We start from the raw sequence: 15,316 nt of genomic DNA on the forward strand, positions 1-15,316 counted from the left end.
TGCTCCTCGCCGTCAGCCCGGGTGAGCGTCGTGGCGCAGCTTGTCGCCGGCCGGGTTGACCGCTTCGCGCACAAAGCCGAAACCGGTGCGGCGGTCGAGGCGGAACAGGGTGTTGGTGACGTAGACGTCCTCGCGAATGCCGACCACTTCCACCACTTCGCTGACGCAGCGTCGACCATCGGGCATGCGTGTCAGCTGAATGATCACGTCGAGGGCGGCGCAGATCATCTGACGCAGGGTGCGTTCGGCAATCGAGCGCCCGGTCAGCCCGACCAAAGTCTCCAGCCGCAGCAGCGCATCCTGGGCATTGTTGGCGTGCACGGTGCTCATCGAGCCGTCGTGGCCGGTGTTCATGGCGGTGAGCACGTCGACCACCTCGACGCCACGGATCTCGCCGAGAATGATCCGGTCGGGACGCATGCGCAGGGCGTTGCGAATCAGGTCGCTGGCCTTGACCTCGCCGTGGCCCTCGGCATTGGGCGGGCGGGTTTCCAGACGTACCACGTGCGGATGGCCGAGTTGCAGCTCGGCGACGTCTTCGATGGTCACCAGCCGTTCGTGGGGATTGATCAGTTGGCTGAGGATGTTCAGCAGCGTGGTCTTGCCGGTGCCGGTGCCGCCGCTGATGAGGATGTTGCAGCGCTTGCCCACGGCGTTCTGCAGAAATTCGAAAATCGCCAGATCGATGGTCTGCATCGCCATCAGATCGGTGCTCTTGAGCATGTCCTTGCGAAACTTGCGGATCGACAGGCACGGGCCGTCAAGGGCGATCGGCGGGATGATCGCGTTGACCCGGCTGCCATCGGGCAGGCGCGCATCGACCATCGGCGAGGACTCGTCGAGGCGTCGGCCGAGTGGCGCAAGGATGCGCTGCATGACCCGCTCGACGTGATGCGCATCGATAAAACGCAGATCGCTCTGATGCAAGACGCCGTCGCGCTCGATGAACACCCGGTGCGGGCCGTTGACCAGGATTTCCGTCACCGACGGGTCGCGCAGCAGGACTTCCAGCGGGCCGAAACCGGTGAGCTCGTCGACGATTTCTTCGCCGAGACGCTCCATCTCGTAGCGCGAGATTGCCAGATGCAAACGGGCGATGTATTCGGCGACCTTGTCGGTGACGAACTGCGCCAGTTGCTGGCGCGAACCTTCCAGCAGGTTTTGCCCCGACTCCTCGATGGCATCGATGATGTAGCGGTGCAGGACCAGTTTCAGGCCTTCGTGATCGCTGTTGCCGATCGCTCCGCGCGGCGTCGCGCCAAAGAGTTTTTCTGCGCTCATGAGCTGCCTCGCAGACGGTCGAACCAAGTGACTTTCGGCTTGTTCAGGCCCTCGGAACGCTTGGCCAGACGTTCGCCGAGGGCGCGCAGGCTCTGGGTGAGTTTCTCCCGTGGCGCCAGTTCGAACAGACTCACGCCCTGGTTTTTCGCGTTCAGACGCACATCGGGACTGAAGGCCAACACGGCGATCACTTCCAGATTGAAGGTCTTGCCCAGGGTCTCGGAATCCGGCGCGACGTTGTTCAGGTAGCGATCGATCAACAACCGCCCGTGCTCGAGTTTCATGCCTTTCTCGCGCCACTGGTTGAGCACGGCAAGGTTGCGTCGGCAGTTGAGGACGTTCTGGTCGGTGTACCACAGCAGCTTGTCGCAATGGCTGACAAAGGTACGCAACGCTTCACTGTCGGCCTGCCCGGTGAGGTTGACGACGATGTGCTGGAAGTGCTGACGCAGGGCGCTGAGCAGCATGTACAGCTCGGCGGCACTGGTGGTTTCCAGCGGTTCGTCAGTGTTGGCATAGGCAAGAATGCGCAGGCCGTGGTCGGCGCTGGTGAAGGCGCTGTCGATCAGCGTGGCGTCGAGACGGCGCAGGTGGCGCAAGGCATCGCCGAAGTGAAACGAGCTCTCCAGGCCCAACAACGCGAGGCTATCGCCACGGGGCAGACCGAGGTCGAGCAACAGGGTTTGCTGGCCGCTCTTCTGCACCACCATGGCCATGTGATTGGCAAGCAATGCACCGTCGGAACTGCTCTGCACGCCGTACATCACCGTTAGCCCGCCGAGCTGGGTGTTGGGCGCGACGGCCGGCAGGCGTTTGCTCAGGCGCCGTACCAGTCCGGCGACTTCGCTGGAGCGTGAGCCATAGGCGACAAAATCCCGCGCACCGGCGCGCATCGCATTGAGTACGAGCTGATTGTCCATGCCGTCGCCGAGGGCGACGATCGCCAGCATCGGCTTGGCCTCGAGCGCACCTTCGATCAGCGCACTCTGCGCCACGACATGCTCGCGATCGAGGCCGACGAACACCAGATTGGCGAACGTTACATCGACCAGTGCGAGCAGTTCATCGAGGCTGCCGGCACCGGCGCTGACCACTTGGCCGAGCGGGGCGAGGGCGCTTTGCAGCCATTCCAGATCGGTGCTGTTGCGCGTGATGGCGAGGAAGGTCTGACTAAGATTCTGGTTCATTGCGACAACCCGCTGCGCTTGTCGAAGTTACCGTTCTCAAGGAAAAACATGCGGTAGAAATTCGGGTCGTAGTTGCGCAGTTTCTCCCCCGGCAACGACGGCAGTCGCGCGTCCGCCGCCAATGGCTGGACCAGATGCGGGGTGACGATCATCAGCAATTCGCGCTCTTCGCGTTTGATCTGCGAACCCTTGAAAAATGCGCCCAATATGGGGATGTCGCCAAGGCCCGGAAACTTGTTCACCTGTGAACTGTTGGTTGTGCTGATCAAACCGCTGATGACAAAACTTTCGCCATCGCCCAGCGACACGCTGGTGTCAGTGCGGCGAATGGTCAGCGCCGGAACGGTGGTGCCGGCGATGTTCACCGCGTTGGCAAAATCCAGTTCGCTGACTTCCGGTGCGACTTTCAAGGCGATGCGGTCGCGGCCGATGATGGTCGGCGTCAGGGTCAGGCGGATGCCGAATTCCTTGTACTCGATCGACACACTGTCGCTGCCGGAACTGGGGACCGGGATCGGAATTTCGCCACCGGCAAGGAAGCTCGCACTCTGCCCGTTCAGCGCCACCAGACTCGGCCGCGCCAGGGTGTAGGCGAAGCCGCTGGTTTCCAGGGCGTTGATGATCGCCATGGTCTTGCCGCCGACCCAGGAAAAATTGAACAGCGAGTTATCCACCGGCAGGCGCGGCTGCGGCACGCCGTCAATCGGCGGCAGTGTGCCGGGTGAGCCGAACAGGAAATTGCCGCGGGTGCCGATCAGCGAGGCGGTGGCTTCCTTGAGTTTGGTGCGGCTGACTTCGACGAAACGAATGTCGGTCTGCACCTGCGACGGCAGGGTCGGATCGTCGGACGGCACGCTGCTGGTCAGCGCCGTGGTCGCTGCGCCCTGGACGAAAACCATGGCTTGCTGTGGCTGCGTCGAGCAGGCAGTCCAGACCATCAGGCTGGTTGCGCCGGGGCCGACGCCAGTGAGCAAAAAGGACGAACCGCCGTTGGCATGCACGTCGGCAATTTTCGGGTCGCCGACCGCCAGGCGGGTGATCGCCACCGGAGACTGCATGTCCTGCTGGAAGCCTTCACCGATCTCGATCACCGAAGGCAGACGCGGCAGTGCCGAACAATTGCCGACCGCCGCGAGAGCGGTGTCCATCGACAATCCCAACAACAGCAAGGCCCGGAGCGCCGGTTTCAATGTCGGTCTGAGTCGACTCTGCATGCACGTGAATCCTTGCGCAGTCATGGGGTTTGTTGGCTGATCTGGTTGCCGCGAATGATCTCCACCGCGGGCCTGGGGGCCGCGCCGACACTGGCGGCTGAGGGCGCTCGTTGGGCGTTGCCCAAAGCGAGTTGAGTGAACTGGAAAAGCTGGCTGTTGGCGCGATCCAGATGCGCGGGCGATTGCGTTTCGCCGGCCCAATATCTGGCCAACCGTTGTTCTTCGCTGCTGCGCACCGCGAGACGCAACGTGCCGACCTGGGTCGCGAGCATCAGACGGCTGAGCAATTGTTCCGGCACCGCCAGCACCACGGTGCGCGCGGCGATGCGGCGCTGGTCCTGTTTGATTTTTTCTTCGGCGCTGAGGCTGGGCGATGCCGGTTGGCCGTCGTTGGTCAGGCCGTACTGTTCGCCGATCCCGAGCACGCGCAAGGCCGGAACGGCGATCTGCGCTGACTGCTGCAGATTGCTCGCGTCTTCGCGCAAGTACAGCAGCACATCGACATAATCCCCCGGCAGCAATTGCCCGGCGCCACCGATCACTTCGTCGACGGCCACGGTCAGCGCGCGCTCGTCGCGGCGAATCATCCGCGCCAGCGCGCCACCGGCCTGAAAGCTTTCGTTGTTGAGCCAGGTGCCAGCGCTGAGGTGCCGCCAAGGTGTGCGGCCCACGGCTTGTTCAATGCTGGTCAGACTGCCGGCCGGTGCACTGCGCAGTTTTTCCAAGGCCACATCGGCGGCGGTCAACGGTGTGAACGGCGGTACATCGTGGACCAGCACCACCACCGGTTGGCGGGTCTGGTCTTCGGCAATCGCGACAGTCTGTTCAACGCTGAGCGCGGGTACAGCGGGCGCCTCCGCGACCGGGGCCGGCTGACGACTGAGCACCAGCCCCCAGTAACCTACGAGAACCGCGCCGAGCAATAGCAACGCGGCAAGGCCCATGGTGACGCGACTGTTCATGACGGCTCTCCTTTTCCTGCTGCACAAGCCAACTGCAATTGCTCTTGAGAGGCGTACTGATCTGGCAGCTATGAACATGCAACTATTTCGCTATTTCCAAGCTAGCTGATCCAAGCAAAAGCGCCATTAATGACAGGCAAATAACCCACCAAAGTATGAGTTTCGGCCAATTGACAGTGGGAAACGGCGGCGACACGTTGGGATTAATGCTTTGTGATTAATGCGTTCTTACAGTTGTTGGCCGGGGGTTTGTTGACAATGCTCAAGTGGCACGGTGGAACCATGCCGCGGTCGTGATGTGGGCGCCAGGGGCGCGAAGGAGTGGAGCTATGTTTCGTATGACTTTCGATTATCTGATGGCCAAGGCTCGGGCGTTTGCCAGCAGCGAAGAGGGCGCTTCGGCGATTGAGTATGCAATCGTGGTGGCGATGGTGGCGGTGGTGGTGGTTGCATTCGTTAGCCCGCTTGGAGACAGGGTGCTGGCGATTTTCAACAATGTTCTGACGTCGCTCGATGGTACGGCTGTTACTCGGCCAACACCTTGAGGCTTTTGAACACTGCACCTGGCTGATATCGCACTACACTGGATTTACCTTTCAGCATTCAGGTATTGCCTATGAACGCGCCTTCGCCGTCCCGCCAACAGTTGCTTCTGGTCGACGATGAAGAGGACGCGTTGCTGGAGTTGGCGGAGTTGCTGGAGGGGGAGGGCTTTACCTGTCATACCGCGACGTCGGTGAAGTTGGCGTTGCATCTGTTGACCCGGCATCCGGATATTGCCTTGGTGATTACTGATCTGCGCATGCCGGAAGAGTCGGGCATGTCGTTGATCAGGCGGCTGCGTAAGCATACGTCGCGTGAGCATTTGCCGGTGATTGTGATGTCGGGGCATGCGGATATGGAGGATGTCAGCGATATGTTGCGGTTGCAGGTGCTGGATCTGTTTCGCAAGCCGATTTATCACGTCAGGTTGTTGGAGACTCTCGATAATCTGTTTCCAAAGGCTCGGGTTGGGGCTGGGTGAACTCGGCGGCCTTTGGGCCGACCGTGTTGGTGGGGGTTTGGGTGAATATCCGTTGCTGCGGGTGTTGCTGATTACGGTTCCGCCCTTACGGCGGGTCACCTTTTTCAAACGCCAAAAAGGTAACCCAAAAGGCTTGCTCCTACGTTCGGCCCTCGCAGGCTCGGGTTCCTTCGCTCCGGGACTGATCCGGGCGCAGCGGCTCCGGTTTGCTTCGCTGCACCTCCTTCCGCTGTGTCTGGCTGCGCCAGACGGTCGCTGCGCTCCCACGCCCGAATCAATCCCTCCACTCAGCCTTCCGACGTCGCCGGTGGATCAAGATCAAAAGCACTCGAGCTTGCGCTCATTGTTGAGTGGTGCGGCTTCGCCGCGGGCAGCTGCGCTGCTTTGTTTTGGCTTTTGTAGGAGTCAGCCTGCTCGCGAAGGCGGCCTGCTAGCCGACCTGTTTCTCGCTGAATACCCACGATCATAACTGTAGGAGCGAGCCTGCTCGCGAAGGCGGCCTGCCAGCCGACCTGTTTATCACTGAATACCCACGATCAAACTGTGGGAGCGAGCCTGCTCGCGAAGGCTCTCGGCCAGCCGACCTGTCTCTCACTGAACACCCACGATCAAAACTGTAGGAGCGAGCCTGCTCGCGAAGGCGGCCTGCCAGCCGACCTGTTTCTCACTGAACGCCCACGATCAAAACTGTAGGAGCGAGCCTGCTCGCGAAAGCGGTGTGTCAGCTGAAAAAATCCTGACTGACACACCCCTCGCCCCTCACAACTGATAACTGAAACTGATGCTGTACCGCGGCTTGCGATTGAACGTGTCCAGCGCTTCATCGGACATGGCCTTCGCCACTTCCAGGGCGATGTTGTAGTACCTGGCATCGCCAAATCTCAGCCCGACGGCGGTGGATGACAGGTTGTTGGCCTGCACCGGTAGTTGGTTGAACCAGCTGCGCGAGCGGTCGAGGACCACGTAGGGTTGCAGGATGCGCACCCAGTTGCCGTCGCGGTTGAAGCTGTAGTTGACCTCGTAGGCCACGCCCCAGCCCTTGTCGCCCGAGGCCTGGTCGTCGGGGTAGCCACGGCCGAAATTCTGTCCGCCGAACACCGCGCGCTCGCTGTCGGGCAGGGTGTCGTCGCTCCAGTACAGCGCTGCCGAGAGCACGCCTTGCCAGTTGTCGAGAAACTTGTCGCTCTGCACGCCGGACAGTCTCACGCGGAAGAAATCCAGATCGATGTCGTCGTAGTTGGTGTTTGCACCGAGGCTGTCGAAACCCTGGTAGACGCCGGCGCTGAGGATGCGCAGTTGGCGGGCGTCGGCCTTGCGCCAGTCACCTTCGAAGGCGAGGGCGCGGACGTCGGTGCGCAGCTCGGTGCTGAAGGGGAAGTTGACGCCGTCGTAACGCGTCTTGTCGTCCACGGCATACAGGCGCGAGCCGGCGGTCAGCAGTTCGTTGGCGGAGGCGATCAGGGGCATGCTGAAGCCGATCGAGTAGCGATCATTCTCGCGGTGGGTACTCAGGCGCCCACCGCCGCCGACCAGCACTTCGGTGTCCGGGTCGGCGCGGTAGCGCGAAGCCGAGAGGTTGAGTTGCGTGCCTTCGGCGTCGAGGAACTGGCTGTAGTCGAGACGGTAGTAATGCTCTTTGTCATCGCCCGGTGGGAACAGGCCGCTGAGGCTCAACTGTTCGCCCATCGACGTCTGCGAGTTGCTGCTGACGCCGAGCAACGCCTGCGGGCCGTTGCGGTTGTCTTCTGTGGTGCTCAGGGTGCTGGTGAACGGTTTGCGGCTGGCCTGGGCGACCAGGGTGGTGGCGCCATCTGTGGTGCCCGGTGGCGGCACTTGCGCTTGAATCGTTACGCCGGGAATGCGGCTCATCAGCGTGGTGTAGCGCTCGAAGGTCTTGCGCGTCAGCGGGCGTTCAGCCTGGATTTTCGCGGCGAGTCTGTCGAGCAGGCCTTTGACCCGGCCGATGTCGCCCTGCATCTGGATATCGCGCACGTAGCCTTCAACCAGCACCACCCGCGCCACGCCCTCATCGAAGTCCTGTTGCGGCAGAAACGCGTAGGACAACAGGTAGCCGTCGTGCTGGTAGCGACGGGTGATGTTGCGCGTCGCTTCAATCAGTTCGGCAAGGCTGGCCTCACGGCCGATCAATGGTTTGTAGACTTCGGCCAGTTCGTTGAGTGGATAGATCGTGCCGCCTTCGATCTGCACGGTCTTCAGGTTGATCCTGGTTTCCATCAGCAGTGGTTGTGCGGCGGTCGCGCCGGGATCCGGCACTTGCAGCGGCGCCGCGCTCGGGCGATAGGCGTCGGCAGGAAGGTTGGGGACGGGCAGGTTGCGCGTGGTTTCGTTGCTGTTGAGAAAACTGGGCAAGGTGTCGGCGAGGGCAGCGGAACTGAGGCTCAGGCACAGCAGGGATGCCAGTACGCGCATAGGACACTCCATGGTCAGAACACAGCACAGGGCAGGTTTTTCCTTAGAAAAAAGGCGGAAGACTCGTGGGAATCTTCCGCCCTCAACCAAGCGTAGGCGCTGTAGGTAAGGCCGTCGAATCGGCCAGGTGCAATTTAGCGTTTGTTGCCCCCAAGCGCGCCGGTCAGCCCGCCGAGCACCCCGCCCAGGCCGCCAGTTGTACCGCCAGTGGCAGTGCCGCTGTTGACCAGCCCACCGACGGCCGCCACGGTGCCGCCGACATTGGTTACCAGCCCACCGACTGCCGTGGTCACCGGGGTGTTGGTCGCGGCGATCGCACCGCCGAGGCTGCCCACCGCAGCGCCCACCTGGCCGGTGATACCGGCAACCGGAGTGCCGAGACCGGTGGCTGCGCCGACCTGTTGAGTGACAGTGGTGACCGCGCTGGTCACAGGGTTGAGACCTGCTCCCACTGCGGCGCCAACGCTTGCCAGCGGCGAAGTGGGAGCGGTGATCGGTGTGCCCGAGCCACCGAGTACGGTGTTGAGCGAAGCGACTGCGTTGCCCAGGCCACCCGCGGTAACGCCACCGGCACTGACCACGCCGCTGGTGCTGCCGGCATTCAGACCGGTGCCAACATTGACCACTGCGCCACCGACGGTTTGCAGCAGGCCGGTGCCGCCCAGACCACCACCGACGCCACCGGTACCTGAGCCAGTGCCGTTGGACACCAGACCGCCCGCTTTGCCGACCGCCGTGCCGGCGTTGCTCAAGGCGCCGCCCAGGGTGTTGGTCAGGGCACTGCCGTTGCCTGCATCGGTGACTTTGCCGCCAAGGCTGTTCACCGTGCCGCCCACCTTCGAGATCACACCTTTGAGCGGATCACCCAGGGCGGTGGCATCGCCAAGTTTATCGGTGGTGCTTTCGACCATGGCGATCACCGGCACCAGGCCGCTGCCGACCTTGTTGGTCAACTGGCTGGTCGGGCCGTTGCTGAGGGTGGTGTTGAGGGTGTCGCCGAGCATGGTGACTTTTTCACCTATGCCATCGACCAGCGGCACTACTTTGGTCACGACGCCACCGACCACGGGAACGCGGCTGGTCGCTGTGTTCAGTTTGGCGCTGAGATCAGATACGCCATCACCGACATCCGAGACCACACCGCCAACCGAGGCCACGGTGGTGGTCAATCCCTTCGGATCGGTGGCCAGTTTGCCGATGCCATTGCTCACGCCATCGCCCAAGGTGCTGACGACATTGCCAGCGGTATTGGCGACGCTCTGCACAATGCCGCCGGCCAGCGGAACGTTGCTCAAAGCATCACCTACTTGGCCCACGCCATCGCCGACACCGCTGACGGTTTTGCCGACATCCTGCACCAGTGTGGTGGTCACCAGCGAAGGCGCGGCCGGATTGGTCGGGGTGGTGGGATCAGTGGGGTCTGTCGGGTTGGTCGGATTGGTTGGATCGGTGCCGCCGCCGGTTCCGCCAGTGCCACCGGTACCACCCGTGCCCGCTGTTCCGTCGCCAGTACCACCGGTCCCGCCTGTGCTAGCAGTATCGCCGCCGGTTCCACCACCTGCGCCGCCGCTGCCATCGGTACCCGCCGTACCATCTGCAGTCGAGCTGCCGGAGCTGCTGCGATGACCGCCACCGCCGCTGCTGCAGCCGACGAGTCCTACAGAAAGAATCAGTGCCAGCGCGATTGCCGATCTGGACCACATCACTTGAGTTTTCATGATTGAGATTCCTGCACCTGTCACAACGTTACGTTGCCTTCGATGGCCCGCTGATCTGTCGTCGGCGATGCCTCGTCCGTGCTGGTAATCTCAGTCGATCGCAGGTTTTGCACCATTCTCAAGTTGGTATTAACCCCTTTATATACAAGGCCCGGCGCAATGCCGAAGGACTAATACGCAGGTGATAAACGGGCAAAAAAAAGCCTTGAAATTCAAGGCTCGATTTTTTGCAAAGCGGCGGGCAGGGCGCGGAAAAACTTAAGTGATATATACACAATTAACGGGTTTTTCCGCCCCGTCAGATCAGGCGATCGGTTGCCATTGGCCGACCATATGTTCCAGGTCGCCGGCACCGACCAGACGCAATTCGCCGCTGGAGCCCGCTGCGCTCGCCAGCAACGTCACTTCACTGGGCAGGCGCACCGGTTTGCGAAAATGCACGGCGATTTCCAGGTTGGCTTTGGGCAGGTGATCAGAGAGCGCCGCCAGCGTGCGTGCCTTGTTCCACAAACCATGCGCGATCGCCGTGGGAAAACCGAACAGCTTCGCGCTCGCTGCACTCAGGTGAATCGGGTTGTAGTCGCCGGAGACTTTCGCATATTGGCGACCGATATCCGCCGGCGCCGTCCAGCGCGTCACCTCGAGCAAATCCTGCGACGGCTCCCAGTCATGTGCCTGCGCCTCGCCCTCGAGTTTCACGCCGCGACAGAGCATCCGGCTCTCGGCTTCCCACAGCGGACCGAGCTGATCGTCCAGGGTGGTGAGCAGATCGAACGTCGCGCCCTTGGCATGCGGCTGCAGGTTGTGCACGCGCACGCTGACTTGCGCGCGACTGATAGCCCCCATCGGGCGCAACACGCGAATGCGGTTGCTCAGGTGAATCAGCCCGAGCAGCGGGAACGGAAAGTCCTTTGCCGTGAGCAATTGCATCTGCAAGGCGAAGGCGAGGATATGTGGATAGGTCGGCGGCAGCAGGCCATCATCGACGAAACCGCAGACCTTGCGATAAGCCGCCAGCCGCTTGCCGTCGATATCGACCCAGCAGCGCAGACCGCTGTCGGGCAGTTGCGTGCCGGTGATTTTGCGCCGTGTCGCCGCGCGCGAATAAAGCCCCGGAAGACTCGGTTCACGATCCAGCGTTTGCCATTCGATGTTCATGCTCAAGCCCCCAGCACACTTTGGCCACACACCCGCAGCGCTTGGCCGGTGAACGCGCCCGTGCCCGGTTGCGCCAGCCACGCCACAGCCTCGGCAACGTCTTGCGGCAAGCCGCCCTGGCCCAGCGAACTCATGCGCCGCCCGGCCTCGCGCAGGCCGAACGGAATGTGCGCAGTCATTTGCGTCTCGATAAAACCGGGGGCGACGGCGTTGATGCTGATCCCGCGTTCCAGCAGTGTCGGCGCCCAGGCCTGGGCCAGACCGATCAGGCCAGCCTTGCTTGCTGCGTAGTTGGTCTGCCCGCGATTGCCGGCGATGCCGCTGATCGAGGCGAGCAGGACCACCCGTGCGTTGTCGCGCAGGGTGCCGCTGTCGAGCAGGGCCTTGGTCAGTACTTGCGGCGCATTGAGGTTGACGGCCAGCACCGCGTCCCAGAATTCCGGGGTCATGTTGGCCAGGGTCTTGTCGCGGGTGATACCGGCGTTGTGCACGAGGATGTCGAGCCCGTCGGGCAGGTGTTCGATCAATTGGGTGGCGGCATCATCGGCGCAGATATCGAGAGTGATCGCGCGGCCGCCGAGGCGGGCGGCGAGGGCTTCGAGGTCGGTCTTGGCCGGTGGCACATCGAGCAGAATCACTTCGGCGCCATCGCGGGCGAGGGTTTCGGCAATCGACGCGCCGATCCCGCGTGCAGCACCCGTGACCAACGCCTTGCGCCCCGCCAGCGGTCGGGTCCAGTCGGTCACCGGCGTGGCGCACGCGGTCAGACGAATCACTTGGCCGGAAACGAACGCACTTTTCGGCGAGAGGAAGAATCGCAGCGGGCCTTCCAGTTGATCTTCGGCACCCTCGCCAACGTAGATCAGCTGCAATGTGCCACCGCCGCGCAGCTCTTTGGCCAGCGAGCGCGAGAAGCCTTCGAGTGCGCGCTGCGCGCTGGAGGCGAACGGATCACGCAGGGTTTCCGGCGCGCGACCAAGGATCACCAGATGCGCGCTATGGTCGAGGTTCTTCATCAATGGCTGGAAGAATTCGCGCAGTTGCTTGAGCTGGTCGGTGTGTTGCAGATCGCTGGCGTCGAACACCACCGCTTTGAGCTTCGGCCCGTGGCCGGGAATCCACGCGGTGGCCAGCGCGGACTCGGTGCCGTAGCTGTAGATTGCATCGGTCAGGCGATTGGCAAACACACTGATCCGTTCGGCCAGTGGCCCGCCACCGATCAACAGCGCACCCTCGATCGGCCGCAGACGCCCCGCTTGCCAGCGTTCCAGCCGCACCGGCGACGGCAGGCCCAAGGCCCCGACCAGACGATGGCCGAAGGATGAGTTGGCGAAGTCGATATAGCGGTCAGACATGGAACGCTCTCCAGAAGTTGGGGTTCAAAGTGTGGACTGTCCACGGCAATCAATCGTTCGATCGGCGCATTAAGGCCTACGCTGGTTTAGCAGAGTAGTTTGGCCGCGGTGGTTTTGTAGCCAGACACAAATCCAGAAACAACACCGGCCCCTTGTAGGAGTGAGCCTGCTCGCGATAGCGGTGGGTCAGAAACGTGTCATTAGCCTGATACACCGCTATCGCGAGCAGGCTCACTCCTACAAAGGATCTATGTGAATTCGCAAGTCTGACAGGAGCTTTTATGACTCAGCTGCGCCGCGTCGCGATCATCGGCGGTAACCGCATCCCCTTCGCCCGCTCCAACGGGCCGTATGCCACGGCCAGCAATCAGGCGATGCTGACGGCCGCGCTGGAAGGCCTGATCGAGCGCTACAACCTGCACGGCCAGCGCATCGGCGAGGTGGTAACGGGCGCGGTGCTTAAATTGTCACGGGATATGAACCTGACCCGCGAGTGCGTGCTCGGTTCGCGCCTGTCTCCAGCGACGCCGGCCTATGATATTCAGCAAGCCTGCGGCACGGGTCTGGAAGCGGCGCTGCTGGTGGCCAACAAGATCGCGCTCGGCCAGATCGACTGCGGCATCGCTGGCGGCGTCGACACCACTTCCGATGCGCCGATCAGCGTCAGCGAAGGCCTGCGCAGGATTCTTCTGCAAGCCAACCGCGCGAAGAGCACCGCTGACAAACTGAAAACCCTGCTGCAATTGCGCCCCCGGCATCTGATCCCCGAATTCCCGCGCAACGGCGAGCCGCGCACTGGCCTGTCCATGGGCGAGCACTGTGAATTGATGGCGCAGACCTGGAATATCCCCCGGGAACAACAGGATCAACTCGCCTTCGAAAGTCATCACAAACTCGCCGCTTCCTACAGCGAAGGCTGGCATAACGATCTGATGACACCGTTTCTTGGCCTGACCCGCGACAACAACCTGCGTCCTGACCTGACCCTGGAAAAACTCGCCACGCTGAAGCCGGCGTTCGAGAAAAGCGCCAAGGGCACGCTGACTGCGGGCAACTCTACGCCTCTCACCGATGGTGCTTCGGTGGTGTTGCTCGGCAGTGAAGAATGGGCCAACGAGCGCGGCTTGCCGATCCTTGCTTATCTGCGCGACGGCGAAGCGGCGGCTGTGGATTTCGTCAACGGTGCCGAGGGCCTGCTGATGGCGCCGGTGTATGCCGTGCCACGCTTGCTGGCGCGCAACGGCCTGACCTTGCAGGATTTCGATTACTACGAGATTCACGAAGCGTTCGCCGCGCAGGTGTTGTGCACGCTCAAGGCCTGGGAAGATCCCGAATATTGCAAAACCCGCCTGGGACTCGACACGCCGTTGGGTTCGATTGATCGCAGTCGGCTTAACGTCAAAGGCAGCTCCTTGGCGGCGGGGCATCCGTTTGCCGCGACCGGCGGGCGGATTGTGGCGAACCTGGCCAAGCTGCTGGATGCGGCCGGCAAGGGGCGGGGGTTGATCTCGATCTGTGCGGCCGGCGGGCAGGGTGTCACTGCGATTATCGAACGCTGAAAAAGCCCCTCACCCTAACCCTCTCCCAAAGGGAGAGGGGACCGAGTGGGGGATGCTTGAAATCGACGCCGACCTGAGCGTCCTTCACCGAATCCAAAGCTGCGATTAAAGCCATAATCGCTGCGGTCTCTCAGGTCGATGTATTACGGGAGACACTCGGTCGGCCCCCTCTCCCTCTGGGAGAGGGCTGGGGTGAGGGCCATGAGGTCACACCATTCATGTCAGATTCTGTCGCAAATGCCCTTGCCGGCCGATACCAATCAATGCCACGGTCTCGGCTATGATTCGCCCCGGTCGCTACGTTCGATCCGGCACAGTGTGTGCATCCTCAAGGTTCACAGGTCGGCACCCCCTCCCCGTCGGACGAGGATTGCCGTATAACGAGTGACATTCGCGTGTTTGGTAATAAAGGACCCACAATAAAAGCTGATGAAGACTCCAAAACGCATTGAACCCCTGATCGAGGACGGTCTGGTCGACGAAGTGCTGCGCCCACTGATGAGTGGCAAAGAGGCAGCTGTTTATGTAGTGCGCTGCGGCAATCAGTTGCGTTGCGCCAAGGTCTACAAGGAGGCGAATAAACGCAGTTTCCGCCAGGCGGCCGAGTATCAGGAAGGCCGCAAGGTTCGCAACAGTCGCCAGGCGCGGGCCATGGCGAAGGGGTCCAAGTTCGGTCGCAAAGAGACCGAGGACGCCTGGCAGAACGCCGAAGTGGCGGCGCTGTTCCGTCTGGCCGGTGCGGGTGTGCGGGTGCCGAAGCCCTATGACTTCCTCGACGGCGTGCTGTTGATGGAGTTGGTGGCGGATGAATTTGGCGATGCTGCGCCGCGTCTGAACGATGTGGTGCTGGAGCCGGATCAGGCGCGCGAGTATCACGCCTTCCTGATTTCGCAGATCGTGCTGATGTTGTGTACCGGTCTGGTGCACGGTGACCTCTCCGAGTTCAACGTGCTGCTGACCCCGACCGGTCCGGTCATTATTGACCTGCCTCAGGCAGTCGACGCTGCGGGCAACAACCATGCGTTCAGCATGCTCGAGCGCGACGTTGGCAACATGGCTTCGTACTTCGGGCGTTTCGCGCCGGAGTTGAAGAAGACCAAGTACGCCAAGGAAATGTGGGCGTTGTACGAAGCCGGCACCTTGCACCCGAACAGTGTGCTGACCGGCGAGTTCGACGATCCGGAAGACCTGGCCGATGTCGGCGGGGTCCTGCGCGAAATCGAAGCGGCGCGCCTCGACGAGGAACGCAAGCAGGCCATTCGCGCGGCAGACGACGCACCGAAAGGCAAACCTGAAGAACCGCCTCCACCGCCGTGGATGCAGTGATCGCTTGATGAGAAACCCGGCTTCGGCCGGGTTTTTTGTGCCCGCGCACTTTCCGCAAACGCGAGCGTGCCCTTGTAGGAGCTGCCGAAGGCTGCGATCTTT

Annotated in this window: 12 protein-coding genes; 4 read left to right on the plus strand and 8 right to left on the minus strand. The window is 62.1% G+C overall.

The features are described from left to right. Positions 1 to 12: 12 nt before the first annotated feature. Genes BLU71_RS25230 through cpaB form a run of 4 tightly spaced genes read right to left on the minus strand, consistent with a single transcriptional unit; the run spans position 13 to position 4,644 of the window. On the minus strand, positions 13 to 1,281 hold the full coding sequence (locus BLU71_RS25230; protein ID WP_042609751.1) for a CpaF family protein: 1,269 nt from the start codon (positions 1,279 to 1,281) through the stop codon (positions 13 to 15). Further along, complete coding sequence (locus BLU71_RS25235; protein WP_083354129.1) at positions 1,278 to 2,468, minus strand: pilus assembly protein; 1,191 nt, start codon at positions 2,466 to 2,468, stop codon at positions 1,278 to 1,280. Before BLU71_RS25235 ends, BLU71_RS25230 begins: the two co-directional genes overlap by 4 nt. Then, the gene (locus BLU71_RS25240; RefSeq protein WP_064362948.1) at positions 2,465 to 3,682 is read right to left on the minus strand and encodes a type II and III secretion system protein family protein; all 1,218 of its coding nucleotides are present in this window, start codon (positions 3,680 to 3,682) and stop codon (positions 2,465 to 2,467) included. The genes BLU71_RS25235 and BLU71_RS25240 overlap by 4 nt, the downstream gene beginning before the upstream one ends. Before the next feature lie 20 nt (positions 3,683 to 3,702). After that, positions 3,703 to 4,644 carry a Flp pilus assembly protein CpaB gene (gene cpaB, locus BLU71_RS25245; protein ID WP_083354130.1) on the minus strand — a complete coding sequence of 314 codons (942 nt, stop codon included), beginning with the start codon at positions 4,642 to 4,644 and terminating at the stop codon, positions 3,703 to 3,705. 338 nt (positions 4,645 to 4,982) lie between these two features. Between cpaB and BLU71_RS25250 the strand changes: the two genes are divergently transcribed. Beyond that, positions 4,983 to 5,189 carry a Flp family type IVb pilin gene (locus BLU71_RS25250; protein WP_042609780.1) on the plus strand — a complete coding sequence of 69 codons (207 nt, stop codon included), beginning with the start codon at positions 4,983 to 4,985 and terminating at the stop codon, positions 5,187 to 5,189. A gap of 71 nt (positions 5,190 to 5,260) precedes the next feature. Beyond that, positions 5,261 to 5,668: a response regulator gene (locus BLU71_RS25255; protein WP_083354131.1), complete on the plus strand. Its 408-nt coding sequence runs from the start codon at positions 5,261 to 5,263 to the stop codon at positions 5,666 to 5,668. 759 nt (positions 5,669 to 6,427) lie between these two features. Here the strand turns inward: BLU71_RS25255 and BLU71_RS25260 are convergent. The 4 genes from BLU71_RS25260 to BLU71_RS25275 all read right to left on the minus strand — a co-directional run bounded on the left by BLU71_RS25260 (position 6,428) and on the right by BLU71_RS25275 (position 12,329). Then, positions 6,428 to 8,098 (minus strand): ShlB/FhaC/HecB family hemolysin secretion/activation protein, encoded by a 1,671-nt coding sequence (locus tag BLU71_RS25260; RefSeq protein WP_083354132.1) that lies wholly within the window; start codon positions 8,096 to 8,098, stop codon positions 6,428 to 6,430. Between the two features lie 134 nt (positions 8,099 to 8,232). Then, entirely contained in the window at positions 8,233 to 9,816 is a 1,584-nt protein-coding gene (locus BLU71_RS25265; protein WP_083354133.1) for a collagen-like triple helix repeat-containing protein, read from the minus strand. Positions 9,817 to 10,119: 303 nt separating this feature from the next. Next, entirely contained in the window at positions 10,120 to 10,974 is an 855-nt protein-coding gene (locus tag BLU71_RS25270; protein ID WP_064362938.1) for a MaoC family dehydratase, read from the minus strand. 2 nt (positions 10,975 to 10,976) lie between these two features. Further along, positions 10,977 to 12,329, minus strand: coding sequence for a 3-oxoacyl-ACP reductase (locus BLU71_RS25275; RefSeq protein ID WP_083354134.1), 1,353 nt, complete (start codon positions 12,327 to 12,329; stop codon positions 10,977 to 10,979). A gap of 281 nt (positions 12,330 to 12,610) precedes the next feature. On the opposite strand from BLU71_RS25275, the gene BLU71_RS25280 reads away from it, so the two are divergent. After that, positions 12,611 to 13,888 (plus strand): acetyl-CoA C-acetyltransferase, encoded by a 1,278-nt coding sequence (locus tag BLU71_RS25280; protein WP_083354135.1) that lies wholly within the window; start codon positions 12,611 to 12,613, stop codon positions 13,886 to 13,888. 429 nt (positions 13,889 to 14,317) lie between these two features. Then, the gene (locus BLU71_RS25285) at positions 14,318 to 15,214 is read left to right on the plus strand and encodes a PA4780 family RIO1-like protein kinase (RefSeq protein WP_016771829.1); all 897 of its coding nucleotides are present in this window, start codon (positions 14,318 to 14,320) and stop codon (positions 15,212 to 15,214) included. Positions 15,215 to 15,316: the final 102 nt, after the last annotated feature.

The sequence above is a fragment of the Pseudomonas moraviensis genome (genome assembly GCF_900105805.1).
GTDB lineage: Bacteria > Pseudomonadota > Gammaproteobacteria > Pseudomonadales > Pseudomonadaceae > Aquipseudomonas > Aquipseudomonas moraviensis_A.

Excerpts from the sequence above, each read along its gene's own strand:
- BLU71_RS25230 (WP_042609751.1), bottom strand. The coding sequence starts at position 1,281 with ATGAGCGCAGAAAAACTCTTTGGCGCGACGCCGCGCGGAGCGATCGGC.
- BLU71_RS25235 (WP_083354129.1), bottom strand. The coding sequence starts at position 2,468 with ATGAACCAGAATCTTAGTCAGACCTTCCTCGCCATCACGCGCAACAGC.
- BLU71_RS25240 (WP_064362948.1), bottom strand. The coding sequence starts at position 3,682 with ATGCAGAGTCGACTCAGACCGACATTGAAACCGGCGCTCCGGGCCTTG.
- cpaB (WP_083354130.1), bottom strand. The coding sequence starts at position 4,644 with ATGAACAGTCGCGTCACCATGGGCCTTGCCGCGTTGCTATTGCTCGGC.
- BLU71_RS25250 (WP_042609780.1), top strand. The coding sequence starts at position 4,983 with ATGACTTTCGATTATCTGATGGCCAAGGCTCGGGCGTTTGCCAGCAGC.
- BLU71_RS25255 (WP_083354131.1), top strand. The coding sequence starts at position 5,261 with ATGAACGCGCCTTCGCCGTCCCGCCAACAGTTGCTTCTGGTCGACGAT.
- BLU71_RS25260 (WP_083354132.1), bottom strand. The coding sequence starts at position 8,098 with ATGCGCGTACTGGCATCCCTGCTGTGCCTGAGCCTCAGTTCCGCTGCC.
- BLU71_RS25265 (WP_083354133.1), bottom strand. The coding sequence starts at position 9,816 with ATGAAAACTCAAGTGATGTGGTCCAGATCGGCAATCGCGCTGGCACTG.
- BLU71_RS25270 (WP_064362938.1), bottom strand. The coding sequence starts at position 10,974 with ATGAACATCGAATGGCAAACGCTGGATCGTGAACCGAGTCTTCCGGGG.
- BLU71_RS25275 (WP_083354134.1), bottom strand. The coding sequence starts at position 12,329 with ATGTCTGACCGCTATATCGACTTCGCCAACTCATCCTTCGGCCATCGT.
- BLU71_RS25280 (WP_083354135.1), top strand. The coding sequence starts at position 12,611 with ATGACTCAGCTGCGCCGCGTCGCGATCATCGGCGGTAACCGCATCCCC.
- BLU71_RS25285 (WP_016771829.1), top strand. The coding sequence starts at position 14,318 with ATGAAGACTCCAAAACGCATTGAACCCCTGATCGAGGACGGTCTGGTC.